Source organism: Candidatus Krumholzibacteriota bacterium (assembly GCA_016932415.1).
GTDB lineage: Bacteria > Krumholzibacteriota > Krumholzibacteriia > Krumholzibacteriales > Krumholzibacteriaceae > Krumholzibacterium.
This window is the reverse complement of the sequence record JAFGCX010000038.1, coordinates 1-26,062: the sequence shown is the minus strand read 5'-3', so window position 1 is coordinate 26,062 and position 26,062 is coordinate 1. Positions and strand designations below refer to the sequence as shown.

At 50.8% G+C, this 26,062-nt stretch carries 17 protein-coding genes and 1 tRNA gene; 14 read left to right on the top strand and 4 right to left on the bottom strand.

The genetic code is table 11. The features are described from left to right. Nucleotides 1–172: 172 nt before the first annotated feature. A complete protein-coding gene (locus JW814_12640; protein MBN2072293.1) occupies nucleotides 173–1,144 on the top strand; it encodes a threonine/serine dehydratase in 972 nt (323 codons plus the stop codon). Between the two features lies 1 nt (nucleotide 1,145). Here the strand turns inward: JW814_12640 and JW814_12635 are convergent, their stop codons facing one another. Further along, nucleotides 1,146–1,700 carry a hypothetical protein gene (locus tag JW814_12635; protein MBN2072292.1) on the bottom strand — a complete coding sequence of 185 codons (555 nt, stop codon included), beginning with the start codon at nucleotides 1,698–1,700 and terminating at the stop codon, nucleotides 1,146–1,148. A 162-nt stretch (nucleotides 1,701–1,862) separates the two neighbouring features. Here JW814_12635 and JW814_12630 point away from each other — a divergent pair, with 162 nt between their 5' ends. Genes JW814_12630 through JW814_12620 form a run of 3 tightly spaced genes read left to right on the top strand, consistent with a single transcriptional unit; the run spans nucleotide 1,863 to nucleotide 5,104 of the window. After that, a complete protein-coding gene (locus tag JW814_12630; protein ID MBN2072291.1) occupies nucleotides 1,863–3,287 on the top strand; it encodes a thiolase domain-containing protein in 1,425 nt (474 codons plus the stop codon). A 26-nt stretch (nucleotides 3,288–3,313) separates the two neighbouring features. Beyond that, entirely contained in the window at nucleotides 3,314–3,904 is a 591-nt protein-coding gene (locus JW814_12625) for a hypothetical protein (protein MBN2072290.1), read from the top strand. 39 nt (nucleotides 3,905–3,943) lie between these two features. Further along, the gene (locus JW814_12620; protein MBN2072289.1) at nucleotides 3,944–5,104 is read left to right on the top strand and encodes an acyl-CoA dehydrogenase family protein; all 1,161 of its coding nucleotides are present in this window, start codon (nucleotides 3,944–3,946) and stop codon (nucleotides 5,102–5,104) included. Nucleotides 5,105–5,181: 77 nt separating this feature from the next. Here the strand turns inward: JW814_12620 and JW814_12615 are convergent, their stop codons facing one another. Next, the gene (locus tag JW814_12615; GenBank protein MBN2072288.1) at nucleotides 5,182–7,137 is read right to left on the bottom strand and encodes an acetoacetate--CoA ligase; all 1,956 of its coding nucleotides are present in this window, start codon (nucleotides 7,135–7,137) and stop codon (nucleotides 5,182–5,184) included. Between the two features lie 233 nt (nucleotides 7,138–7,370). On the opposite strand from JW814_12615, the gene JW814_12610 reads away from it, so the two are divergent. Next, nucleotides 7,371–10,040, top strand: a complete 2,670-nt coding sequence (locus JW814_12610; GenBank protein ID MBN2072287.1) for a hypothetical protein — start codon at nucleotides 7,371–7,373, stop codon at nucleotides 10,038–10,040. 24 nt (nucleotides 10,041–10,064) lie between these two features. Here the strand turns inward: JW814_12610 and JW814_12605 are convergent, their stop codons facing one another. After that, nucleotides 10,065–11,366 carry a SpoIIE family protein phosphatase gene (locus JW814_12605; protein ID MBN2072286.1) on the bottom strand — a complete coding sequence of 434 codons (1,302 nt, stop codon included), beginning with the start codon at nucleotides 11,364–11,366 and terminating at the stop codon, nucleotides 10,065–10,067. Nucleotides 11,367–11,545: 179 nt separating this feature from the next. Between JW814_12605 and JW814_12600 the strand changes: the two genes are divergently transcribed. From JW814_12600 to JW814_12560, 9 genes are all read left to right on the top strand, one after another. Beyond that, the gene (locus JW814_12600) at nucleotides 11,546–14,323 is read left to right on the top strand and encodes a DNA polymerase III subunit alpha (GenBank protein MBN2072285.1); all 2,778 of its coding nucleotides are present in this window, start codon (nucleotides 11,546–11,548) and stop codon (nucleotides 14,321–14,323) included. Nucleotides 14,324–14,440: 117 nt separating this feature from the next. After that, nucleotides 14,441–14,518, top strand: a tRNA-Glu gene (locus JW814_12595). Between the two features lie 254 nt (nucleotides 14,519–14,772). Then, nucleotides 14,773–16,761, top strand: coding sequence for a hypothetical protein (locus tag JW814_12590; protein MBN2072284.1), 1,989 nt, complete (start codon nucleotides 14,773–14,775; stop codon nucleotides 16,759–16,761). A 41-nt stretch (nucleotides 16,762–16,802) separates the two neighbouring features. After that, nucleotides 16,803–17,786, top strand: a complete 984-nt coding sequence (locus tag JW814_12585; GenBank protein ID MBN2072283.1) for an NAD-dependent epimerase/dehydratase family protein — start codon at nucleotides 16,803–16,805, stop codon at nucleotides 17,784–17,786. Nucleotides 17,787–17,820: 34 nt separating this feature from the next. Beyond that, entirely contained in the window at nucleotides 17,821–19,014 is a 1,194-nt protein-coding gene (kbl, locus tag JW814_12580; GenBank protein ID MBN2072282.1) for a glycine C-acetyltransferase, read from the top strand. A 31-nt stretch (nucleotides 19,015–19,045) separates the two neighbouring features. Continuing rightward, a complete protein-coding gene (locus JW814_12575) occupies nucleotides 19,046–21,016 on the top strand; it encodes a sodium-translocating pyrophosphatase (protein ID MBN2072281.1) in 1,971 nt (656 codons plus the stop codon). A 190-nt stretch (nucleotides 21,017–21,206) separates the two neighbouring features. Further along, nucleotides 21,207–22,292, top strand: coding sequence for a redox-regulated ATPase YchF (gene ychF, locus JW814_12570; GenBank protein MBN2072280.1), 1,086 nt, complete (start codon nucleotides 21,207–21,209; stop codon nucleotides 22,290–22,292). Nucleotides 22,293–22,333: 41 nt separating this feature from the next. Further along, nucleotides 22,334–22,771, top strand: coding sequence for an archease (locus tag JW814_12565; GenBank protein MBN2072279.1), 438 nt, complete (start codon nucleotides 22,334–22,336; stop codon nucleotides 22,769–22,771). A 45-nt stretch (nucleotides 22,772–22,816) separates the two neighbouring features. After that, nucleotides 22,817–24,274 (top strand): RtcB family protein, encoded by a 1,458-nt coding sequence (locus JW814_12560; protein MBN2072278.1) that lies wholly within the window; start codon nucleotides 22,817–22,819, stop codon nucleotides 24,272–24,274. 67 nt (nucleotides 24,275–24,341) lie between these two features. Here JW814_12560 and JW814_12555 read toward each other — a convergent pair whose 3' ends face one another. Next, nucleotides 24,342–25,931, bottom strand: coding sequence for a transglutaminase (locus tag JW814_12555; GenBank protein ID MBN2072277.1), 1,590 nt, complete (start codon nucleotides 25,929–25,931; stop codon nucleotides 24,342–24,344). Nucleotides 25,932–26,062 lie beyond the last annotated feature (131 nt).

Genomic DNA, 26,062 nt, shown 5'->3' with positions numbered 1-26,062 from the left:
CGAACAAAAACATCTTTTATGATCGTTAAATATTCAATTGACCATAGACGCTTGAAATGGTAAATACGGCTATCTCTCTTCTCTAGCTCGTGTTCATCTGATTGCTTGATAATGGCGGGGTCATCGGTTATAAGTTTTCCGGTGGCCTTTTTTTATCACGGGGAGGGTTGTGATCCTGGACGTAAGAAAAGCGGTTATCGACGCCGAGTCACTTATAAGAGCGTATATACGGGAGACGCCCCTCGCGCGATCGTCTTATCTCAGCGAGGCCGGAGGCGCTGATGTAGCGTGCAAGCTGGAAAATCTCCAGTATTCAGGCTCATTTAAATTCCGCGGGGCGCTCAGCAGGATACTCTCTCTTTCCAGGGAAGACCTGTCCAGCGGTGTAGTGACCGCTTCGACAGGAAATCACGGAGCGGCTGTCGCCCGCGCCCTTGAAATAACAGGTGGCAGGGGAACGGTATTCGTCCCGGAAGGAGCTTCAGGGGATAAGTTGAGGTTGATACGCCAGTATGGAGCTGAGATAGAGGAATACGGGACTGACAACGCGGAGACGGAAGCTTTCGCGAGAAAAACTGCTCTTAACGCCTCGATGACGTATATTTCTCCCTACAACGACCGTGAGGTGATAGCCGGGCAGGGTACTATCGGTCTGGAACTCGAGAGGCAGATCGATCATATAGACGCCATCTTTGCTTCGGTAGGTGGTGGCGGTCTGATATCTGGAATCGGGGGATATATAAAAAGTATCAGGCCTGATATACGGATGGTCGGGTGTTCTCCCGAAAATTCGAAAGTGATGGCGGAATCTCTTAAAGCGGGAAAAATACTTGATATCCCATCGATGCCGACAATATCTGACGGGACGGCCGGAGGCATCGAACCCGGAGCGATCACCTTCGGGTTATGCAGGGAATATATCGATGATTTCATCACGGTCACGGAAGAAGAGATAAAAAACGCTCTGGCAGGATTCATCAGGAATGAACATATGCTTATCGAGGGAGCCGCCGCCGTCTCTGTAGCTTCCTATCTGAAAACAAAGGAATCGTACAGGGGAAAAAACGTGGTAATAGTCATATGCGGGGCCAATATCGACGCGGAAACGCTGAAGGAGGTCCTCTCGGATTACAAAACGGAGTAGATCATTCGCTTTCCGTATCAAGGGATGAGACGGCGTATTTTCCAGGGTCCGCGGTACGGAGGTCATTGGCCAGGTTGTCAAGGGCCCTTGAAAGGATCTCGATGATAAATTCTTTCACTTCATCTTCGCTCGATACGATCAACCTGTCTTCTTCCCATACGATGGAGGATATAGCGTGGAATTCCTCGTCATCGAGGAGGCACAGAGCCGCCCTGTTAAGATCGATGTTGAGCGTCGTCGCGAATCCTTCCACGCCGCTTTCAGCTTTCATCTCTACTGTCGCTACCGATATGGCGATCATTCCCGATCTTGCTTCAAGAACTCCACTGATGTCGATACCGGCCCGTAGAAGGTGTTTTACCGCGTAATCCCTTACGAGTGATCTGTGAAAGAGGATCTTCTCAGCGAGTGGATTGCACGTGACCTCGATATCAAGGCCCTCTATTCCACTCAGGGAAGATCCATTATAACAATTGACTTCGGCTGCCGGAACAGCTGTCGGGATCTGCAGAAGAAGGTATAACGATATTAATACAGGTAGCGATGTCTTCAGCACTGATCTCTCCTCTCAAACTGACCTGAGTATCTATTATATCACAGGTGCCGATGGCTATTCAATGGCGGTGCCCAAAAATAATGGACATCTTTAATTTCATCTGGTAAGGTAAACAACCGTTAAATCGAAAAGTGACAGGTCTGGGAAAAAGGAGTCGGAAATATGATCAAGTTCAGCAAGCAGCAACTTAAAGTGCCCGCGTTGATGAGGCCGGTCTATCTCGTCACTGCCGGCCAGTCAAAATTTGGCAGGGCGATACCTGAAAAAAGGACGGAGGAACTGTGCGTCGACGCGATCACGCAGGCCGCCGACCTGATCGGGATGTCGCCGGCTGAATTGAAAAGCTATATACATTCATGCTACTACGGCCACTTTGCCGATCATTTCGGTGATCAGCTCCTCGGCGAGGCAGTGATCCACGACAGGCTTGGTCTCGACCCGCTCGGCAACATCGGAGTCAAGACCGGAGGAGCGACAGGAGGATCGACTCTCTGGGAAGCGGTCAAGGCCGTAGCTTCGGGATATTCCGACTGCGTGCTGGCGATGGGATGGGAAAGAATGGACGAAGTCCCGACCGATGAGGGCAATTTCCTCATATCCTGCGCCGCCGACAAGGACTGGGAGTCTCCTCTCGGCCACATATATACTGGATATTACGCCGTGATGGCGCAGAGGTACTGGCAGATATTCGGTAAGGCGGAAGATTCATTCCGCAGGACTCTTGCCGAGATATCGGTAAAACACCATGGATACGCGAGGATGAATCCATATGCCCAGTCACCGATGAAGATAACGGTGGATGACGTTCTGAAATCCCCCGTGGTCGCTTATCCGCTCAGGGCTCTCGATTGCTGCCTGATGAGCGTCGGGGCTGCATGCGCGATAATCTGTGATGAGAAAACAGCTGAAGAGATGACGAAAAACTCTCCTCACAAGCCGCTCAGGATATGGGTCGCCGCCGGATCGCATACTCTCCGGCCGGCCGACAGGCGCGACATGGAGATACCTCTGCTTCCCAACGAAACAGCCGATCAGTACAAAGACCTTGGCAAGAGATTCCCGGGGGGGGACAGGTATCCCGGATTCACCGGATTCCTTGGAGCGAGGATGGCGGCGTGGTACGGATACCGGATGGCCGGGATCAAGGATCCGCTCGAAGACCTTGACCTTGTCGAACTTCACGACGCTTTCACGATCAGCGACGTTCAGACATATGAGGATATCGGGTTGAGGCCATACGGCGAGGGACGCGATTACGTCGAATCGGGCGACTGCTATCACACAAATCCGAAGACTGGAAAACCGGGCAGGCTTCCATCGAACATATCCGGAGGGCTGATAGGCTGTATGCACGCTGTCGGAGCGACGGGAATAATGCAGATGTTCGAGGTAGCGACGCATATCTGGGAAAGATGGGCGGAGATCCATGGCGACGCTAAGAGATGGAAAGAATTCGGGCGCGTGAAACCGAAAGACTGGACCGATCTTCAGGTCAAGGGAGCGAAAAGAGGGATGGCAATAAGCCATGCCGGCGTCGGTTCTCACGTGACATCGACTATATTGATGGATCCCGATCACCTGTTATAAGGTTTGTAAATCAAAGGAGAATCATTATGAGTATGTTCGGACAGGTCTTTGTTAAAGACGGAAGATACAAGATCAAGGGAGATTTTCACAGGTTGTCGGAAAATACGCCGATCCGAAACGCCGACGACGGATGGAAGCTGATGGGAGTGACCAACCCGAGGGACATGACGTATATCCATATGTACGGGGGAGAAGCTCCGTTCTTCGAGGGTCTCGGCGAAGGAAAACTCCTTGGAACCCGCTGTGATAATCCCGACTGCGAATACAAAGGCACGGTATATCAGCCGTTCAGGATCCATTGCGCCGATTGCCTCGGCAGGAACACGGTCTTCGATATGACGAAACTTGCGAAGACGAAAGCCTTCGTACATACCTTCATGGTATGCGAGAGGTCGGGAGCTTTCAATGTCCTTGACAAGCCGATCAAATTCATCAACATCGAATTCGAGGGAGTCGATACGATCCTGATGAGCTATCTTTCTCTCGGGGATCCCGAGATCGGGATGAAAGTGATCCCGATCTTCAGGACGAAGAACCCGACCTACACGATCCTTGATCTTTCCTGGGTTCCGGAAGGGACTGATAAAAAAGACCTTCCCGAGGGTTTCACTTTTTAGAAAATAGATGAAGTTGTTGTTGTAACATGGAGGGATAAAATCGATTACGGACTCACGGAAGACCAGAAAGTTCTGCGTTCTTCGATAAGGGATTTTGCTGAAAGCGAGATCGCTCCGATAGCCCAGGAGCTTGACGAAAGGGAAGAGTTCTCTCTTGAGATAACTGCCAAGATGGCTGAGATGGGGCTGTTCGGAGTAGTCGTCGATGAGAAATACGGAGGATCGGGGATGTGTTACGGCGATTATATTATCGCCGTGGAGGAGATCGCCAGGGTCGATGGCTCGCAAGCGGCGACCGTAGCAGCTGGAAATTCGCTCGGAATCGGACCTCTCTACTACTACGGGAATCAGCAGCAGAAGGAAGAGTGGCTTCCCCGTCTCTGCAAGGGTGAGATACTTGCTTCTTTCGGCCTGACAGAACCTGACGCCGGATCTGACGCGGGAGCGAGCAAGACATCGGCAAAACTGGAAAACGGCGAATGGGTGATCGACGGCAGCAAGATATTCATCACCAATTCATCCTCGCCGATATCAGGTATCTGCGTCGTCCAGGCGAAGACGGGCCAGCGTTCTGACGGGAAGAACGAGATGTCATGCATTCTCGTTCCGAACGGAACGCCCGGTTTTGAAGCAAGAAAGATGACTGGCAAGATGATGTGGAGAGCTTCCGACACAGGAGAGCTTTTTTTCGAAGGATGCAGGGTCCCCGAAGCGAACCTCCTGGGAAAACGGGGAGAAGGATTCCGGCAGATGCTCGAGACGCTCGATAACGGCAGGCTCGCGATCGCGGCGATGGGACTCGGAGGCGCCCAAGGTGCTTTCGAGCTGGCTTTGAAGTATGCCCGGGAAAGAGAGCAGTTCGGAAGGCCGATCGCCACATTTCAGGCAAATTCATTCAAACTTGCCGATATGGCTACACAGATAGAAGCGGCCAGGGCACTTCTTTACAAGGCCTGTTCGCTGAAGGATGCCGGATTGCCATTCTCGAAACAGGCGGCGATGTCGAAACTGTATTGCTCCGAGGTGATGGGAAGGATCGTCAATGAAGCTGTCCAGATCTTCGGTGGTTACGGTCTGATGAGGGAATACAATATCGAGCGGTTCTACAGGGACTACAAACTCCTCACCATAGGTGAAGGTACATCCGAGATACAACGGCTGGTTATTTCGAGGCATATCGGGTGCAACGACAGCCTATAAGGCTTTAGGGAGAATAAGATTGGCGCAAGCCCGTGATTAGATCAGAATTCACGGGCTTTTTTCAGTTTGCCAGGCGCCTACTTTTCCCGGAGCTCCGGTATATCCCTGTAAAGGTCTAGCGATTCCGGGTTTCTAAGCGCGTCCTGGTTGAACACTTTTTTGCCATGAATGATATTCTTCACTGCTATCTCGACTTTTTTCATGTTTATAGTGTACGGTATATCGTCGATCCTGATTATTTTAGCGGGCACATGTCTTGGTGTGGCGTTCTTCCTTATCGTCTGCTTTATCCTTGATTGAAGTTCCGCGGTAAGCTCAAATCCTTCATTAAGGATCACGAAAAGGATGACGCGCACATCATCTTCCCATTCCTGTCCTATCACAAGGCTGTCTTTTATCTCCTCTATCGTATCCACCTGGCGGTAGATCTCGGCCGTGCCGATCCGCACTCCGCCCGGATTGAGGGTAGCGTCCGATCTTCCGTACATGATCACACCGTTGTGTTCTGTTATCTCAATAAAGTCGCCATGTCTCCAGATGTTCGGATAAACGTCGAAATAAGCGTTGTGATATTTCTCGCCGGAAGGATCGTTCCAGAAGTAGACCGGCATCGAGGGAAAGGGGGAGAGGCAGACGAGCTCACCCTGCTGCCTTTCCACAGAAATGCCTTCAGAGTTAAAAGCCCTGACGTTCATTCCGAGAGTCCTGCACTGTATCTCTCCGCGGTAGACGGCGCCTATCGGATTTCCAGCTGCAAAACATCCGTTCAGATCAGTTCCCCCGGCGATAGATGAAAGGCACTGGTCCGGGTGGATATCTTCATAGACAAAATCGAATTCGCTCACATGAAGCGGAGATCCCGTTGATAATATCGCTTTGAGTGAATCGAGACTGTGTTTATTGCGCGGCTTGTACGTTGATTTATTTACAGCGGAGAGGTACTTGGCGCTCGTACCGAAAATAGTGATCTTCTCGTCATCGATAAGACTGAAAAGCGCGTCTGGACCGGGATAGAAGGGAGAACCGTCGAAAAGGATGACGGTCGCGCCGAGGGCGAGAGAACTGGTAAGCCAGTTCCACATCATCCAGCCACAGGTCGTATAGTAGAATATCCTGTCCTCGCGTTTTACATCGGTATGGAGAGCGAGTTCCTTCATATGGTGGATAAGGATCCCTCCGGCGCTCTGGACCATGCACTTGGGTAGCCCCGTCGTACCAGATGAATACATTATGTAAAGGGGGTGTTCGAAAGGCAGCTGCTCGAATTCGATCTCAAGGCCATCTTCTTTCGAGATGAAATCCTCATAGAGAATGCTGCCCGCGATATCGCCGATATCCGGTTCTGCAGAGGCGTAGGGAATAACTATCACTTTCCTGATTGACGAGATCTGTCCGACTATCCCCTTTATCTGTCCGAGAGAATCAAACGATTTACCATTATACGAATAGCCGTCAGCGGTAAACAGTATCTTCGGTTCGATCTGGCCGAATCTGTCAAGCACTCCCTTTATCCCGAAATCGGGAGAGCAGGATGACCATGTAGCGCCAAGGCTCGTGGCTGCCAGCATCGCGATGATCGTCTCAGGGATGTTAGGCATGAACCCGGCGATCCTGTCGTCAGGCGCGACCCCCGCTTTTCTGAGCGAAAAAGCAAGCCTGGCTACCCTTTCATAGAGTTCAGAGTAGGTGATCTTTTCTTTCCTTCCGTTCTCGCCTGAAGATATGATGGCAAGCCTGTCATCCCTGTACCGAAGAAGGTTTTCCGCAAAATTAAGCTCAGCGCCGGCGAACCATTTTGCTCCCGGCATCTTCTCGCCGTCCACGAGGATCCGATCGTATTTCCTCGAGTGGATTATATCGAAATGATCCCACAGCGATTTCCAGAGAGACGTAATATTATCGATAGACCATTCCCAGAGCTCATCGTAAGAGGAGAAATCATGACCGTATTGTTCATTTATCTTTTTCATGAACGAAAAAAGATTCGTTTTTTCTATTCTTTCTCTCGATGGTTCCCACATCATTTTTCCCATGCCTGATATTTCCTTCCGGGTTATCACTTGTAATTCGTTGCCTGGTCTCAAAGCCGGAACCATTCTATTAACAATTTAGTCCGAGGTCAAAAAGAAACTTGTCCGGCGATGAAAAGAGAAGATTCCTTTTCCAAAATGTACCGCTGTGTTAGTATCAACGGCGTAAGTGCCACGGGCGTGATGCCTGAATATGGCGTCTATAACCAGGAATAACAAGGACGACAGGAGAAGAGATGGACAGGAGAGGCCTTAAATATCTTGTAAGAAGTCTTTTCATAACCGTAACGGTTTTTACCTTATTGCATTGCCCGGCGAGAAATGCGGGAGCGGAGATGATCACTCCGGAAAAATATTTCGGTTTCGAGCCCGGCGCTGACGGCATGCTTTTCAATTATGAACAGCTGATAGATTACCTGAAGGTGCTGGACGGGGAATCTCCTTCCCTTAAACTTGTCGAGATAGGAAAATCGCCTATGGGCAAGTTTATCTATATCGCTTTCATATCGTCGCCGTCAAACATCGAGAATCTCCGGCAACTGAGGGAAATAAACCGAAAGCTGGCAAACGATCCCGCGTTAGATGAGAAGGAACTCGAATCGATCGTGAAAGATGGGAAGGTCTTTTTCATGGCCACCCTCTCTATGCATTCGAACGAAGTAGGGCCATCGCAGGCAGCCCCGAAAATCGCATACGAACTTTTGACGACGGAAGATCCCGAGAGGCTAAAATGGCTGGACGATGTCGTCTTTATGATGAATCCGTGTCATAACCCCGATGGCATGGATATGATAGTGGAACATTACCAGAAATACAGGGGCACCAAGTACGAGGGCAGCAGGATGCCAGGCGTCTATCACAAATACGTCGGGCACGACAACAATCGCGATTTCGTGACGCTGACCCAGTCAGACACGAAAGCGATCTCGAACGTGCTGAGCAACGACTGGTATCCCCATGTGATGATAGAAAAACACCAGATGGGGTCTTCCGGAGTCAGATATTTCGTCCCGCCAAACCACGATCCTATCGCCGAAAACGTAGATGCCGGACTATGGAACTGGATGGGAATATTCGGATCGAACATGATAAAGGATATGACGCAGGAGGGACTCTCCGGAGTAGCGCAGCATTACCTTTTTGATGACTACTGGCCAGGTTCGACCGAGACATCGATATGGAAAAATGTAATAAGCCTTCTCACTGAAGCTGCGAGTGTTCTGCACGCCACACCGATATATATCGAACCGAACGAACTCTCGGTCCATGGAAAAGGACTATCTGAATATAAGAAAAGTATCAACATGCCTCTCTTGTGGGAAGGGGGCTGGTGGAGGCTTTCAGACATTGTAGAATACGAAAAAAGCTCGACATATTCGATGCTGAGGACATCATCACTGCACAGAGAGGCGATCCTTAGGTTCCGGAACGAATTGTGCCGCAGGGAGGTGGAGAAAGGATCCACTACCCCTCCGTATTACTATATCCTTCCGGCGTCGAGGGAGAGGCAGCATGACCTTGGAGAACTGGCGCGCGTAGTCTATCTGCTAAAGGAACATGGAATAAAAGTCTACAGGGCGGGAGCGGATCTTCCCCTTGGACAGGGATGTTCGGTCGCGAAAGGGGATATTGTCATACCTCTCGCTCAGCCTGTTAGGGCTTTTATAAAGGAAGTGATGGAAAGCCAGGAATACCCGGTACGCCATTACACGCCGGGAGGAGAGATCATCAAGCCTTACGATATAACCAGCTGGTCGATCCCTCTTCACTCGGGACTGGTCTGCGAGGAGATCGATGCGAGATCGGATGGACTCGAATCTTCCCTTGAACTTGTGGATTGGGGTTTTTCATTCCTCACGGGAGGACCGGAAAGGAATAATGCGGCGGCAGTCTTCTTCGCGGAAAATAACGAGAGTTACAAGATCGTTTTCAGAGCGCTTTCATCGGGGTTGAAAGTCTTCCGGCTCGATGAAACTGTTGAACTGAACGGGACAGCGGTATCGAAAGGAAGTTTCGTGATCCCGATCGATGGAAAGAATTTCGATAAATACCGCAGAATACGAAAGGGTCTCTTGGTCGAACCTCTCTATATCGACGATGACCTGGCCGGCAGGCTCTGCAGGGATGATTTATCGCTTGATATGCCAAGGATAGCTCTTGTTGAAACGAATTTCCACGATATGGATGCCGGATGGACGAGATATCTTTTCGATTCGTACGGCATTCCTTTCGATCCGGTAAAGACGGACCGGGTCGAAGGGATCGATCTTGGAAAATACGATCTGATAATATTTCCAGATAACGAGAAATCGATCCTGATGAAAGGTAAATATGAATCGCGAGGAGGGTATTTTTCCGGTTCCTATCCGCCGGAATACCTCAAGGGGCTCGGCGAAAAAGGTTTCGAAAAGATCCTTGGATTCATCGATGAAGGGGGAAAGGCAATCGCCTGGGGAAGGTCTACGGCGTTATTTGACGGGTCCCTTTCAATCGGAGAGAAAGAGGATAAGGAAGAATTCACCCTGCCGTTCAGAGACCTTTCGCAGGAGATGGAAAAATCGGGATTGTACTGTCCCGGTTCTCTTGTGAGGGTGCTGTTGAAGAAAGACCATCCACTGACCCTGGGCATGGGAGATGAAGCGGGTGTCTTTTTCAGGGGAAAACCGGTATTCGCGACTTCAATTCCCAGATTCGACATGGACCGCCGGGTCATAGCGAAATTTCCGGAAAAGGATATACTGCTCAGCGGTTACGCTGAAAACATATCTGAAGCGGGGAACAGGTCGGCGATGGTATGGCTAAAAAAAGGAAAGGGAGAGCTGGTGCTGTTCTCATTCAACCCCCAGTTCAGGGCTTCGACACCGGGGACGTTCAAGCTCCTCTTCAATTCACTTCTTCTGCCCTGACTGAGTGAAGAGGTTTAAAATATCTTATCCGGTCCTTTTGATCGCTACGATCGTCATATCATCCATCTGTGAGGATCCGTCCGCGAATTCGTATACGGCCTTCATGATCCGGTCGATTATTTCGGTGGCTGATCTTTCATGATGCTTCAGGATCAGGTCAGGGAGAATCTCTTCTCCGAACTCATTCTCGGATGGATTCCTCGCCTCAGAGATCCCGTCAGAAAAGACGAGGAGAATGTCTCCAGGATCGATATCAACCGTAGCGTTGGAATATTTCGAACCTTCAAGTGCCCCGAGAAGAAGCCCGCTCAACTCAAGCCTTCTCGTCCGGTTGTCCCTGTTGACGAGGAATGGATGGTTATGCCCGGCGTTGCAGTAATGTAACTTGTGGTTCGCCGGGTCAAGGATACCGAAAAAGAATGTGGCAAACTTTTCCGGATCGGTACTCCGGAACAACAGGTCGTTAGAGCGGGACATTATTTCGCATGGGCTCTGGTTGGCAAGATCCTGGCCTCGGAAGGTGGCCTGAAGATTCGACATCAACAGCGCGGCCGGCATGCCTTTTCCAGAGACGTCGCCAAGGCAGGCGACTATCCTTCCATCGCACAGGCTGATGAAATCAAAATAGTCGCCGCCGACTTCTTTCGCGGGAATGCTCCTGCCTGAGAGATCATACCCCGGTACCGAGGGAGGTTCCTTGGGAAGGAGCCCCGTCTGGATCTTGAACGCAGTCTTCATCTCCTCCCGGATGCTTTCGAGCATCTTCTCTTCCTCGTAGAGCCTGGCGTTTTCGATCACCTGGGCCGACTGCGACGCGATGATACTGAGCAGGCGTTTATCTTCCTCGGTGAAACCAAGATCATGTCTCTTGTTGAAGACGTTAAGAGATCCTATTATCCTTCCTTTCGAAAGGAGAGGTACGCTCAGGAGCGTCTTTATGGGATTCTTTTCATTGTCAAGAATCTTGAAACGGTCATCGTTATCAAGATCGTTGGAAAGGATCGGTTTCTGATTTACGATCATCCAGCCGGTGATCTGCGTGTCGAGATGAAACGGCAAAAAATCGTGAGTCCGGTCAGCCTGTCTTTCTATCGTGTGAAAAGCGTTTTCCTCGGTGTTTTTGCTCAGAAGCGTAACGGTGCCCTGTTCCGAGACGAGATGCTTGACGCATTTCTGCACGACAAGGCGTATTATCTGGTCGAGAGACATGGTAGAATTAATAGCCGTGGAGATCTCATTAAGTATCGAAAGTTCCTCGACTGCAGCTTTAAGGCGAAAGTTCTCCTTTTCAAGCTTTTCGGCGGTACTCCTGTCGAATTCTACCATTATTATTCTGCCCCTGTTAAAATTCCGATGCCGCTGATCCTGTAGGGTGATATTCTCATAACGGAATCGATATTTCAACAATTTACTGGTCACAGATTTTTTTATTGAATGGGGGGTGAAACTGTCCCACAATCAAAAAAAGGGAACCACGATCCGCGGTCCGGCGAGGGAGAATCAATTTGGTATATGTACCTCTTCATCTTCACAGCGTAAATACACCCTACCGTGGGATGATGACGTGTGAAGAGATAGTGTCCCGCGCCGCTTTTTTCAAGATGCCGGCAGTCGCGCTGACAGACAGATGGACGACGTACGGGCACCATGAATTCTATCATCTCGCCCTCGCTTCAGGCATAAAACCGGTTCTGGGGGCGGAGATCCAGCATACATCACTTACCGGGTCGGACGGGCTCTTCCATCTTACTCTCCTTGCCCGTGATAATGTGGGATATTCCAACCTGACATCCCTGGTAAGCAAGCATTATGAGAAAAAGGATGGCAGGTACGTGACACAGGAGGAACTTGTCCTCCACAGGGAAGGGCTTATTGCCCTGACCGGGTGCATGCTTGGCGAAGCCAACCAGTCTGTCCTTCATGGAAATCTGGGAAGGGAGAAAGCTGCAGTCGAAAAACTGGTCAAGATCTACGGGGGAAATAATATCTACCTCGAGATCATGAATCACAACATGGAAAAGGAACTGTTCGTCCTCGACAAGATGATGCTTCTGTCCAAAAGAATGAATCTGCCAATGGTGGTGACGAACAACGACAGGTATCTGGACAGGGATCAACAGCAATATTATTCCCTTCTGGGAAAAATGAATGGAGAGGATGATCCGAAAGACTCCGATGAAGGGATATCGGAATACTACCTTAAGAAAAGGCAGGATCTAGAACCATATTTTTACGTTGTCGAGAAGGCCATCGATGAATCTGGGAAGATCGCTGAAAGGTGCGATGTTGATCTTGATTCTTCGGCAAGGATAGATTTTTCCGGGGGTCTTGATGCCGATCAGTCGATCGCGGAAAAATGTGAAAGAAGATTCCTTCTGAAATTCCATAATGAAAATGAAAAAAAGAAGGCGGGATGCAGAATCGCGCTCAGGCAGGAACTCGATTGCGCGTCAAGGGAAGGTATGGCAGGCTTTCTCCTTTTTTTGAGCAGCCTTATGGACAGTTGCAGGAAAAGCGGCATAAGCCTCGAACTGATGGGGAGCGAGGTGCTGGAAAGTTGCGTCGCCAATATTCTTGGTATCGTGCCTCTCGATCCATCAGAACACGGTCTGGTATTCGAATCATTCAATTCGGCAAGACCAGGAATACCCCCGCAGGTAGAACTCTACAAACCTTATGGAACAAGGGAGAGATTCCTTCTTATATTAAGAAGTTTTCTGCCCGGGCACGCGATAACATACCAGGTAGTAAGGGAGGAGACTTCGTTGATGTCGATTGCCGGCAGGCTTTCCACGCTCGAGGGGCTTGACGCTGATCTGAAAGACGAACTGATAAACCTTCTCTCGATTGAAAAACGGAACGATTCACTACACTGGCTATTGGATAATTCCGACAGGATCAAGACGCTGTATAATGGGAACAGCGTTATAAGAAAGATCATCCACGCTTCATTCGCCCTTCAGGGCAGAGTGCATAATTTCAATCTGAACAGCTCGAAAATAGTCGTATTCCCGAGAGAAGCCGACAGATTGGTCTCATTCATGACAGGGCCTTCGGGAGACAGATTCGCCCTGCTCGACAGTGGCGAGATAGAACAGGTAGGCGGCTGGGTAATGATAGTACAGAAGCTGCATTTTCTCACCGCGATAGAGATGTGCGTACGGGCAATGAACGGGAAAAACGCCCGGTCGGCGATTGAAGAAGGGAAAAGGGAAATCGAAAAGCTATGGAGGGAAGGATCGCTTGATGATGAAAGGACTTTTGAGTTGATATCGGAGGGGGATACGACAGGAGTCTATCTTCTTGAAAGTCCGGGGATAAGGGATCTGTTGAAAAAGATAAGGCCTGCCGACTTCAACGAACTGGTAAATGTCATCTCTTTATACAGGCCCGGTCCCCTCGAGGGCAGGCTCTGGCAGAAATATCTCGAGAATTCCGATAACGGGGAGCAGATCCTGTTGCCCCATCGGATGTTCAGTGAGATATTAAAAGACACCAGGGGAGTCCTTCTCTACAGGGAGCAGGTAAGAGAGATAATGAGGATGTCGGCGGGACTGACCGGGAATGAAGCCGTTTTCGTGGAAAACGCCCTGAGAAAGCGCGAAGCCGGAGTCCTGTTAAGTGCCAGGCTCAGGTTTATAAGAGGAGCCATTGAGAGCGGGATCGAGGAAAACGACGCGCAGAGGGTATTCGATCATCTTCTTCGCAACATCAGATTCACCTACAACAGAGCGTTCAGCTGCTCGCAGGCTTACATCACATACAGGACCGCTTTCCTCAAGGCAAATCATCTGGACGAATATTTCACGGCCCTGCTCAACAGCACTTCCGGAGTGCATGAAAAACAGAAAAAGTATTTTGATTACCTCGAAAGCATCCAGAAAATAGTTTTTTCGCCTGATATCAATTCAAGCTCGATGGAGTTCACAAGATCGGGAAGCGGGATAAGGGCACCCCTTAATTATTCCAATACTCTCGATCCTTCCGAGCTTGAATCGATACTTGCCGATCGTGAAGAAAAGGGGGAGTACCCGACATTTGGTGATTTCCTGGTCAGGATGTCACAGAGGCTTCCGATGAGTTCGGTCAACGGTCTGATAGATGCCGGTCTTTTTGATTTTCTGATGAAAAACCATACGGCGATGAAAGAAGAATCTCTCGAGTTCTACGAAAAACACGCCAGGGCGGGAGAGTTCTTCAAACAGAGACCGGCACATAACAGAACAAAAAAAGAGAGGAAGGAAAGCCAGCTTTCTTTTTTCGATGAAGATGAAAATGATTAGCCGGTCCAGGTAAAGGCCGCGGAACAGCTTCAAACCATGAAAAACTAACTCTTTTCCGATTTTACAGTTGACTTTGCCCACTCGCATTGATAGATTCCAGCAGTTAAAAATATCTGCGTCCCCATCGTCTAGCCAGGTCTAGGACATCGCCCTTTCACGGCGACGACACGGGTTCAAATCCCGTTGGGGGCGCCATTTTTTATCGTTCCGCGCCCCCCTTATAAATGGTCCAGTCATGCCGGAAAGAACACGCATTTATTTGGATTTCTATGCTTGAGATTCATAGCTTAAGGTGTTACTATCCGTTTTCCGATATCGTCCCTTGGTTCTGATCTCAGGAGGTTATTGTGAAAAAGACAGCTTATTATGCGTTCGCTGGTATCGCGCTGATCCTCATATTGTCAGCGGCAGTCTCGACTGGAGTAGATGCCGGGAAGGGGGCATGGTTGATGGAATCGGCTGAAAAGCTCGAAAAGGAGCTTGTCGCCAGGTATGGTGACGAACAGAGAGTCCGGTTGGCGGCAGGAATCAGACAGGTAAGCGATTACTGGCGTGAAGAGGATGGGACCCCAGCTGATTTTGAGGAGTTTGTGCGAGAGAATTTCGCCGGAGACGAGGAGACCCTTGACTCGATGTTCGATCGCTTTGAGATGATTCTGGAGAAGATCAACGGATCTGTCCATGACATGTCGATAACGATGAGGCTCCAGACTGATCTCGATGCAGGGCCGATCCTTCCTATGGACAGGGTCTTCGCGGGATATGATGTCGGAGCCCATATCACTGACGACCTGTTCAGTAACAAACTGGCTTTCGTGGCTCTTCTCAATTTTCCGATCAGATCGCTTGAGGAACGTTTGACAGACGGGAAGAAATGGACGCGGAAGCAGTGGGCGCAGGCACGCCTTGCGCAGCGTTTCTCGAGACGGGTACCGGCCGGGGTGAACCTCGAGCTGGCCAGGGCGGGATCGGCTTCAGACCAGTACATCGCGGACTATAATATCTGGATGCATCACCTGTTGGACAACGACGGGAAAAGGCTCTTTCCTCAGGGACTTCGCCTGCTTTCCCACTGGAACCTTCGCGATGAACTCAAGGCGAATTATGGAAACAGTAAAGATGGACCGGAAAAACAGAAGATGATATTCAAGGTAATGGAGAGGATAGTAGATCAGACGATACCGCAGGTCGTGATCAATAATCCCTTCGTCGACTGGAACCCTTACACGAACGAGGTCTGGCCCGCGGCGGTCAACGATTCGGGCCGTGATATGCCGGAAATGGAAAAAGTCCCCGGTAACAGGGAACCTGATACGAGGTACGAGATCCTTCTTGGTTGTTTTCGCGCGTCAAGGATGGTCGACGAATATTCTCCTGCCGCCCCTTCGCTTATCGCCAGAAGATTCGAAGAGGACAGGGAGATCAGGGAGAAGGATGTCGAAAAGATGCTTGTCGATGTTCTTTCGTCCCCATTGGTCGAGAAGGTGGGAGAATTGATAAAGAAGCGCCTCGGGCGTGATCTTCTCCCTTACGATATCTGGTACAATGGATTCAAGTCGACCGGCAGATACTCCGAGTCAGAACTTGACGATGTAGTGAGAAATAAATATCCCACACCGGCCGATTTCGAAAAGGACATACCTCGATTCCTGAGGCTGTTCGGCTTTGCCGATGAAAAAGCAGACGCGATAGCGGAAAACATACTGGTAGAGGCGGCAAGGGGATCAGGCCATGCTTCAGGCGGAGAGATGCGTTATCAGCCTGCCAGGCTGAGGACCCGCGTGGGTGCAAAGGGGATGGATTACAAGGGCTTCAATATCGCCGTTCATGAACTTGGACATAATGTCGAGCAGACTATCGACATGAATTATATCGACCATACGCTTTTAACCGGGGTCCCCAATACAGCTTTTACCGAGGCGTTCGCCTATGTGTTCCAGGAGAACGACCTGATGTTGCTCGGACTCGATCCGGGACATGATTCCCAGTCGGATGCCATAAACGTAATAAGCGATTTCTGGAACACTTACGAGATCGGTGGAGTCTCTCTCGTCGATATGCGGATATGGCGGTGGATGTACGCCCACCCCGAAGCGACTCCTTCCGAACTGAAAGAGGCTTCAGTCAGGATATCGAAAGAGGTATGGAACGAGTATTTCGCCCCGGTCTTTGGCGTTGAAGATATCTTTATACTTGGGGTCTACTCGCATATCGTCCATTCATTCCTCTATATTCCAGACTACGCCATCGGGCACATGATAGCTTTTCAGGTAAAGAAGCAGATGAAAAAAGCGGGGAATATAGGCAGCGAGTTTGAAAGAATGGCCCTGGTGGGAAATGTGGCTCCTGATCTCTGGATGATCAATGCCACCGGGACTCCGGTAGGGCCGCAAGCGCTTCTCGAAGCGACTGCCGAAGCCCTCAAAGTCGTAAAATAGGATACTGACGGTATTAAGTCCTGTAAAGAAAGCAGGTGTAGATGGGAACGACTTCAGATAAAAAGGTCCTTATCACCGGAGCGCTCGGGCAGATAGGATCGGAACTGGCTTTCGCGCTCAGTAAAAGATACGGAACGGAAAATGTGATAACGAGCGATATCAGGAATGACGATAAAGGCGCGCTGGAAGGATCGGGGCGATTCGTTAAACTTGATGTCCTTTCCGGGGACCGATTTAATACTGTAGTCAGGGAAGAGAAAATTAACGTGATTTATCACCTGGCCGCTCTACTCTCCGCCGTGGCTGAGGCTGATCCCCAGAGAGCGTGGAAGATAAATATGGACGGGCTTTACAACGCGCTTGAAGCGTCCAGGATGAATGGCTGCAGCCTTTTCGTTCCAAGTTCCATCGGCGCTTTCGGACCGGACACACCTCTCGATAACACGCCACAGGACACTATTATGAGGCCGCATTCGATGTATGGCGTCACCAAGGTCGCCGGTGAACTTCTGTGTGATTACTATCATCTGCGCTACGGTGTCGACACGAGAGGCGTGAGGTATCCAGGGATCATCTCGCATGGTACTCTTCCGGGAGGGGGGACTACCGATTACGCGGTAGAGATCTTTTACAGGGCGATACTGGAAAAAAATTACAGATGCTATCTCGATCCTGATACTTCACTGGATATGATGTACATGCCCGACGCGATCCAGGCCGCGATAGATCTTATGGAAGCTGAAGGTTCCAGACTGAGACACAGGAACGCGTTCAACCTCACCGCGATGCATTTTACTCCGGTAGAGCTGGCCGCGGAGATCGCCAGGCACATACCTGAATTCGAGATCTCCTTCCGGGTCGATCCAGTGAGACAGGGGATCGCCGATTCCTGGCCCAATTATATGGACGATTCGGCGGCAAGGAAGGAATGGGGCTGGGATCCAAGGTATGACCTGGTCTCGATGACTGTCGATATGCTGAAAGTGCTCGGGGAAAAGAACAAAAGAGGAGAGCTTCAGATATAGTTCTGACCTGGTAATTGAGACAGAGGGAGAAACGATGTACACGATAAAGGAAGAACTTCGCGCCACTCTCGACGAGATACGAGGCGCGGGACTTTACAAGGAAGAGAGGATAATCACTTCCGACCAGAAAGCCGACATAACCGTTTCTACCGGCGGAGCGGTCATCAATTTCTGCGCGAATAACTATCTCGGACTGGCCAATAATCGCGAACTGGTAGAGACGGCGAAAAAAGCGATGGATTCTCGTGGATTCGGACTCTCTTCGGTGAGATTTATCTGCGGGACGCAGGATATCCACAAGCAGCTGGAAGAAAAGATCGCCGGGTATTTCGGAATGGAAGACGCCATACTCTACACTTCCTGCTTCGATGCTAACGGAGGACTCTTCGAGGTCGTTCTTGGCGCGGAAGACGCTATAATAAGCGACGAGCTCAACCACGCCTCCATTATAGACGGTGTGAGGCTCTGCAAGGCGAAGAGATACCGTTACAGAAACAACGATATGGACGATCTAAGGACGCAGCTGGAAACCGCGAAGGCCGATGGATCGAAGAGAATAATGGTGGCGACCGACGGAGTCTTTTCCATGGACGGTATTATCGCCCAGATCGATCGAATATGCGATCTGGCAGATGAATACGGGGCTCTGGTGATGGTAGATGATTCCCACGCGACAGGATTTTTCGGGCCGACCGGAAGGGGCAGCGTCGAGCACTGTGGCGCTCTGGGAAGGGTCGATATCATAACATCGACTCTTGGAAAGGCGATGGGGGGAGCTTCCGGAGGATTCACGACCGCCCGGCAGGAGATAGTCGATCTCCTTCGGCAGAGATCGCGGCCGTATCTTTTTTCCAATTCGTTGCCGCCAGCTCTTGTCGCCTCGGCGATGAAGGCGTTTGATATGCTCTGGAAACCAAGCCCGATGCTCAAGACTCTCGTCGAAAACACGAAATATTTCAGGGACGGGATCTCGGCGGCGGGATTCGATATTGTCGAAGGAACCCATCCGATAGTTCCCATCATGCTCGGTGACGCGAAACTCTCTCAGGAACTGGCAAATGGAGTGCTCAAAGAAGGGATCTATGTGATAGGGTTCTTCTATCCTGTCGTCCCGAAGGGTAAAGCGCGAATAAGAGTCCAGATCTCGGCTGCCCATTCGCGCGATCATCTTGACAGGGCGGTTGCCGCGTTCAGCAAAGTCGGGAAAGAACTGGGTATTATTCAATGACCTTAAGGAGGTTTTCATGTCAAGTGAGACACTGAGACTTTTGATGAAGATCGCGCCCTGGGTGGGAGTAGGGGGAATGCTCGTAGCGGTCATGACGTATCTGAACGTCAAAAGGTACCCTGAGGGTACGGATCTTATGAAAAAGATCGCTGACAAAATACACCACGGCGCCTTTGTATTCCTCAAAAGAGAGTATTCGATCATAGCGGGATTCATAGTAGTAATATTTATCGTGTTGACTCTGGCTCTGAGCCTTCAGACCGCGATAGCGTTCCTTTTCGGCGCGGTTTGTTCCATGGGCGCGGGACTTCTGGGGATGGAAGCCGCGACTAGAAGCAGCGTCCGTGCCTGCCAGGGAGCTAAAGACGGAGGTATAGGAAAGGCCCTGACGATAGCTTTCAGGGGCGGATCAGTCATGGGAATATCTGTTGCCGCTCTCGGAGTCATCGGGATAGGATTCTATTTCCTCTTCACGCAGAATCCGATGATAATAAACGGTTTCGCCATGGGCGCGAGTTCCATCGCGCTTTTCGCCCGTGTCGGCGGTGGAGTATACACAAAGAGCGCCGATGTGGGAGCAGATCTTGTTGGAAAGATCGAGGCGGGAATCCCCGAGGATGATCCCAGGAATCCCGGAGTGATAGCCGATAACGTAGGAGACAATGTCGGGGATACGGCCGGCATGGGGGCGGACCTTTTTGAAAGTTACGTCGGAAGCGTCGTAGCCGCGATGGCCCTTGGAGCGTCAATGACCGGCATCGACAATTACAGGTATATGGCTCTTCCGATCCTCCTGATCGTAGCCGGCCTGATAGCCTCAGTGATAGGAATATGGGCGATCGGCGTCCTGAAAAAAGCGGGACCGCAGGAAGCCCTGCGTTATAGCGAGTATACGAGCGGAATAATTTTCATAATCGCTTCGTTTTTTATAATCAGGTTGATGCTTGGTACCATAGCCCCGTTCTGGGCGATTCTTTCAGGCATTGTCGCCGGGATACTGATCGGTGCTGAAAGTGAGTTCTTTACTTCCGGATCACCGGTAAGGACAGTAGCAAGAGCGAGCGAGACCGGACCGGCTACGACGATAATAATGGGCCTCGCGGTTGGATTCGAGAGCACGATCATGCCGATAATCACTCTGGCCGCCGCGATGTTCATATCATACGAATTCGGCGGAGGGCTTTACGGGATAGCACTTTCGGCTGTAGGGATGCTTTCGATAATAGGCATCGTCATGTCTACCGATTCATACGGCCCGATCGCCGATAACGCCGGTGGAATAGCCGAGATGTCCAGCGCCGGCCCGGAGATAAGAAAAATAACGGACAAGCTCGATTCGATAGGTAATACGACCGCAGCGGTAGGCAAGGGGTTCGCTATCGGATCAGCCGCCCTTACGGCGATGGCTCTTTTCAGCGCTTATCAGAAGACTGTCGGACTTGATACGATAAACCTTGCTTCGACAAGGACGGTCATAGGGCTTTTCCTCGGCGCGTTGATGCCGTTTATGGTCGCGGCGATGACGATGAAGGGCGTGGGCAGGGCCGCCAACAAGATGGTGATCGAAATCAGGAGGCAATTCAAGGAGATCGTCGGTCTTATGGAAGGTACGGCGGAACCGGAAACGGGGACCTGCATCGATATCGTCACCAAAGCGGCGCTCAGAGAGATGATGCTGCCGGGAATAATAGCGATCGCTTCTCCACTGGCGATCGGGTTCTTCCTCGGGGCCGAATCGCTTGGAGGTTTTCTCGCCGGAGCGACGACCACCGGCGTGCTTATGGGGATCTTCATGTCGAACGCCGGTGGAACGTGGGATAACGCGAAAAAATGGATAGAAGAGGGGAACCTTGGGGGAAAGGGTACAGACGCTCATTCCGCGTCAGTAGTGGGGGACACCGTGGGAGATCCTTTCAAGGATACCTCCGGACCAAGCATGAATATTCTCATCAAGCTTATGTCGGTCGTGGCGCTCGTCTTCGCGCCCCTTCTTCTTAAATAGGCTGATCTGGGAAAAACGCAACGATTAAATATCCCCGTCCTTTGAGTGAAAGGGCGGGGATATACTTTTATTTACAACCTGGTATCGCTGTTTTATCATTGTACGAGCGAGGAGGTCATCTTCGCGCGGGATCGATCGGCAGGCGCGTCGATGGCGGCTGAATTATCTGAAGAAATGATGGAGACCGGTCATGGGCCTGACAGTAGGGATCATAGGACTTCCCAACGTCGGTAAGTCGACTTTGCTCAATGCTCTGGCGTGTGCCGGAGCTGAAGCGTCGAATTATCCGTTCTGCACGATAGATTGTAATCGCGGTGTAGTCGCCGTTCCCGATGAAAGGCTCGGCAGGCTTGCCGGGCTTCTTCAACCGGATGAAGTAATTCCGAGCCACATTACATATATAGATATTGCCGGGCTGGTAAAGGGGGCCAGCAGGGGAGAAGGTCTTGGGAACAGGTTCCTTCACCACGTCAGGGAAGCGAATATTCTCGCACACGTGGTAAGGTATTTCAAAAACCCTGATATAAGCCATATCCATGATGGAATAGACCCCGTGGGCGATCTGGAGATCGTAGATACCGAACTTTTCCTCTCCGATCTCGACAGAGTTGAAAAATGGATCGCCAAAGAATCTTTGAAGGCGAAGGCGGTGAAGAAGACGGAGAGGAAAGACCTTGAATTCCTTGAATCGATCCGTCAATCGCTCGCGGACGGTAAAAGAATAGACACCTCGGAACTTCCCGATCATTTCATGCAGGTCGCCGATGAGCTTCAGCTGCTGACTTGCAAACCTCAGATCGTAGTATTGAACTCAGGGGAAGAATCTCCTTCGGGAGAAAAGGATATCGCGTCGATAAGGGAGCAGATCGAAGGCAGAGAAGTCGTGGCGATATCTGCGAGGATAGAGCAGGAGTTAGCCGAACTCCCCGAGGACGAGAGAAAGGAGTTCGCGAGGGAAATGGGCGTCAGTTCGGGAGCGCGTGAGAGGTTCATAGAAAAATGCCACGGCCTGCTTGGTCTTGTCCGGTATTATACCGCGACAAACGGGAAGCTTCAGGCCTGGTCCGTTCCCCGTGGGACTCTTGCTCCTGAAGCGGCAGGCAGGATACATTCAGATATGAAGGAAGGATTCATTAGGGCAAAGGTGCTGAGTTATGAAGACCTTATCGAATATCGCTCCGAAGCCGAAGCGAGGCTTCACGGTCATCTCAGAACGGAAGGCCACGACTACGTGATCCGCGACGGTGATGTTGTTCAATATCTCTTCAACCGCTAGACAGGCGGTTTTTCCGGACAGCGGTGGACAGGGACGATGAAATGATCAGCAGGGGAAACGAGACTTTTGAACATACCGCCGATATCGGCGTCAGGGGATGGGGTCCGACACCGGAGATCGCGATAGGTGAGGCGGCAGCGGCGATGTTTTCCGTAATGTCGCAGGTCGGTGACGACGAGACTGATTCCAGGCTGACTATCAGCGCTCATGGTTTGTGCCTCGAGGAACTTCTCGTGGAGTTTCTCAACGAACTGATCTCGACTGCCGATATAAACGGCCTTCTCTTTACATCTGTCGAATCTATCACTATCGCAAAGCCGGGGGAAAAATGGGATCTCGAAGCGGTCGTATCGGGTATCGATCGAACACTTAACAGTGAGAAATCTCTTTCGGAGATAAAAGGGGCGACATGGCTCGGTGTCGTCTGCCAAGAGGATGAAAAGGGGATCTGGAACGCGAGGTGCGTCCTTGACATATGAGCATGATTAAAGCCAGGATCGCGCCAGGAAACGCAGGTATTTGATATGGCCACTAATGAGACGCTTTTACAGATCGGCGAATTTCTATGGGAGATACCGCGTCGTGGAAAGATGCTCGTCCCGGGAAGGATATATGCCGATAAAAAATCAATTGCCGATCTCAGGGCAGAGAGCGGCTCAAATCAGTGGGACGCTCTCGATCAGGTACGGAATGTGGCCTGCCTGCCCGGAATAAAGAAAGCCTCCCTGGCAATGGCAGATATACATCCTGGATATGGATTCCCGATCGGTGGAGTGGCAGCTTTCGATCCTGAAGAGGGTATAGTCACAATCGCCGGAGTAGGATTCGATATCAACTGCGGGGTCCGCAGCATGGTGATCGATGTGGAAAAGGATGAGATCGAGAGAAGAAAGCACGAGATCGCCGATGAGCTTTTCAGGAGAGTGCCTGCCGGTATGGGATCGACGGGCTCGATGAAACTCTCGAAAAAAGATATAGACAGAGCCCTCGTCGAAGGCGCGCGGTTTTCTCTCGACAGGGGATACGGATCGGAAAGGGACCTCGAGTATATAGAAGAGAACGGGACTGTCGCGGAAGCGGACCCGGGGGCAGTCAGCGAGAGGGCGAAAGAAAGGCAATTGGGACAGATCGGGACGCTGGGATCCGGCAATCATTATCTTGAAGTCCAGTATGTGGAGGAAGTATTCGATGAGGTGGTATCCTCCGCGTTCGGGCTGAGGGAAGGATCGATCGTCGTCAGCATACATACCGGCAGCAGGGCGCTGGGGCACCAGATAGGAACCGATTACCAACGGGTCCTGAGATCAGCGACTGAAAAGTACCATCTTGATCTTCCGGGGGATGAACTCGCCGGAGCTCCGATAAAGAGTCGGGAAGGGCGGGAATATATCTCGGCCGTTAAAGCCGGAATAAACTGCGGTTTCGCCAACAGGCAGGCGATATCCGGGCTGGTCAGGAATGTATTTTCCGGACTTTTCTCGCTGGGAGAAGAAGGAATAAGGAATATCTACGAGGTCGGTCATAATAATCTCAAATTCGAAAAGCACATGATAGACGGAGTGGAGAAGAGATTGCTGGTTCATAGAAAAGGGGCGACAAGAGCTTTCACGGCTGGTTCGACAGATCTGCCGGCAAGGTATTCTCGGACTGGGCATCCCGTCCTCGTCGGCGGAACGATGGGAACATCATCGTATATTCTGATAGGGACGAAAAAAGGGATGGAAGAGACATTCGGAAGCGCCGTTCATGGGGCGGGACGCCTGAAATCGAGGACAAAGGCGCTGAAGGAATATGGAAGGAAAGATATCTTCCAGGAGCTTTCAGCGCGCGGTGTGGTGCTGAAGACGCACGGAAAAAGATCCGCCGCGGAAGAAGCACCCGGCGCCTACAAGGATGTCGACAGAGTCGTATCCATTATGGAAGGTGCCGGTGTCAACAGGCGCGTGGTAAGACTGAAACCGATAATATGTATTAAGGGATAAAATGTAATCCCGTATTGCCAACCGCTCAGCGGGAGGCAATACGGGACAGCAATAAACAGCAGACGACCTATTCTATCGGAGACCACTCCGCGATCACTTCGGCTTTTACGGTGCATTTACCTTTCGATATCCATCTGTTCTCATGGTTATAGCTCCAACCGAGATATTCCGAGCCGCCTCCGCCTTCTGTGGTGATAAGAAATCTGTTGGCGATACCTCCGAATGCCGCCGCCTGGTCGGCAGGAAGTTCCTTGTCGCCGGCGTTGGCATCGACAGGTACCCATCCGTAACCGGGCAGGTATATCTCGTTCCACCGGTGGAAGACATCGTCATAGCTTGCGTCGTCGCCCCGCACAACGAGAGATCCAACATATCTTGCCGGCACGCCAGCAGCGCGGCACAGGGCTATGAAGGAGAAGGAATATTCGGAGCAGGAACCGTTTTTCCTTTTGAGCACGGTAGGGGCGGTGTTCCATCCTCCGGCAAGTTTGTACTCCATGTTGGCTATAAGGTACTGAAAGAGCTTTCTCGCTTTCCAATAGAGGTTTTGTTCGTCTCCGACCGTCTCTTCGATGATCTTGCGTATGTAAGGATTATTGATGTCGTATTTGATGTCATCGGCGAGGTACTTCTTCCTGATCTCATCGGGGATCTTTCCAGAGACTTTTTCGGGATAGATGAAATATCGGATCGCCGACGCCTCTACTGTCGCGTTCATCGATACCTCGACGGAATTTCCCGACTCTATCCGGTCAAAATGAAAAGCGGCTATTCTCTGTCCCCATCTGTCAGTGTGGAAATCAGGTTCGATCGAGTATTTTACCGGTTCAAGGATCTTCTGCCCCGGCCTGTCCGACGGGTCGGCGAGATATACATCGAGTGATACGATCATGCCGGGACCCATCGCGACCGCCTCGGTAGTGAAATCGACTTTTGCTTTTCTGGGATCGAAGGTACTGAAGGCATCGCCGTCGCTGGTGACCAACTCATAGACTTTATCATTCTGGTAATCGGTGTTGAGAAGGTGACCGTCTTTCCAGGCGAGGCCCCAGGTAAAAGGTCCGGGAGAATCGAGGATAATGACGACCTCTCCCGATATGATATCGATCATGAAGATCCTGTCCCTGATCCTGTCGCTGCACCAGAGGTATCCGTTGCCGAAAGTCATTCCGCGAGGGTCTGTCGCCGGAGCGGGAAATGATATTATAGTCGTGCCGTCTTCTGGATCTATCTTCATGATGATATCCGAGCTGTTATCGCAGATCCAGAGCTCTGATCCATTCCATGCCAGTCCCGTGGGGGAAGGCGTGGGTGAATCTATTGTCTTTACCGTGTTTCCGGTCACTGGATCGGTCGCGTAGATCTTTGCCGCAGAAGGATCGACACTCCAGAGCAGATCATCATGGAGTGCGAGACCTGACGGAAAATATCCGGGAGAATCGATCGATCTGATCAGGATGCCGGTCTCGGGGTCGATCTCGTTGAAAGAATCGGTCTTCCTGTCAGCTACCCAGATAGTTTTACCGTTCCACGCGATCCCTGTCGGGTTTTTTATTCCCGTCAGGGCTTTTTCAGTGATGATGTCTCCCGGAGCAGCCTGTAAATGGTCCGGGACGATCAGTGTTAGAAGGAAGGAAAGGGTCAGGAGATGTCTCATGATAAACCTCCGGTATCGAGAAGGGTTAGTGGAATAATTCTTTTTCGCGCTAAAGACCGATCAGGTGATATTCTAGATAAAGAGACCGGTTGAGTCAATCGTTAGAATAGAGCGCCCCCCGGGCGTTTAAT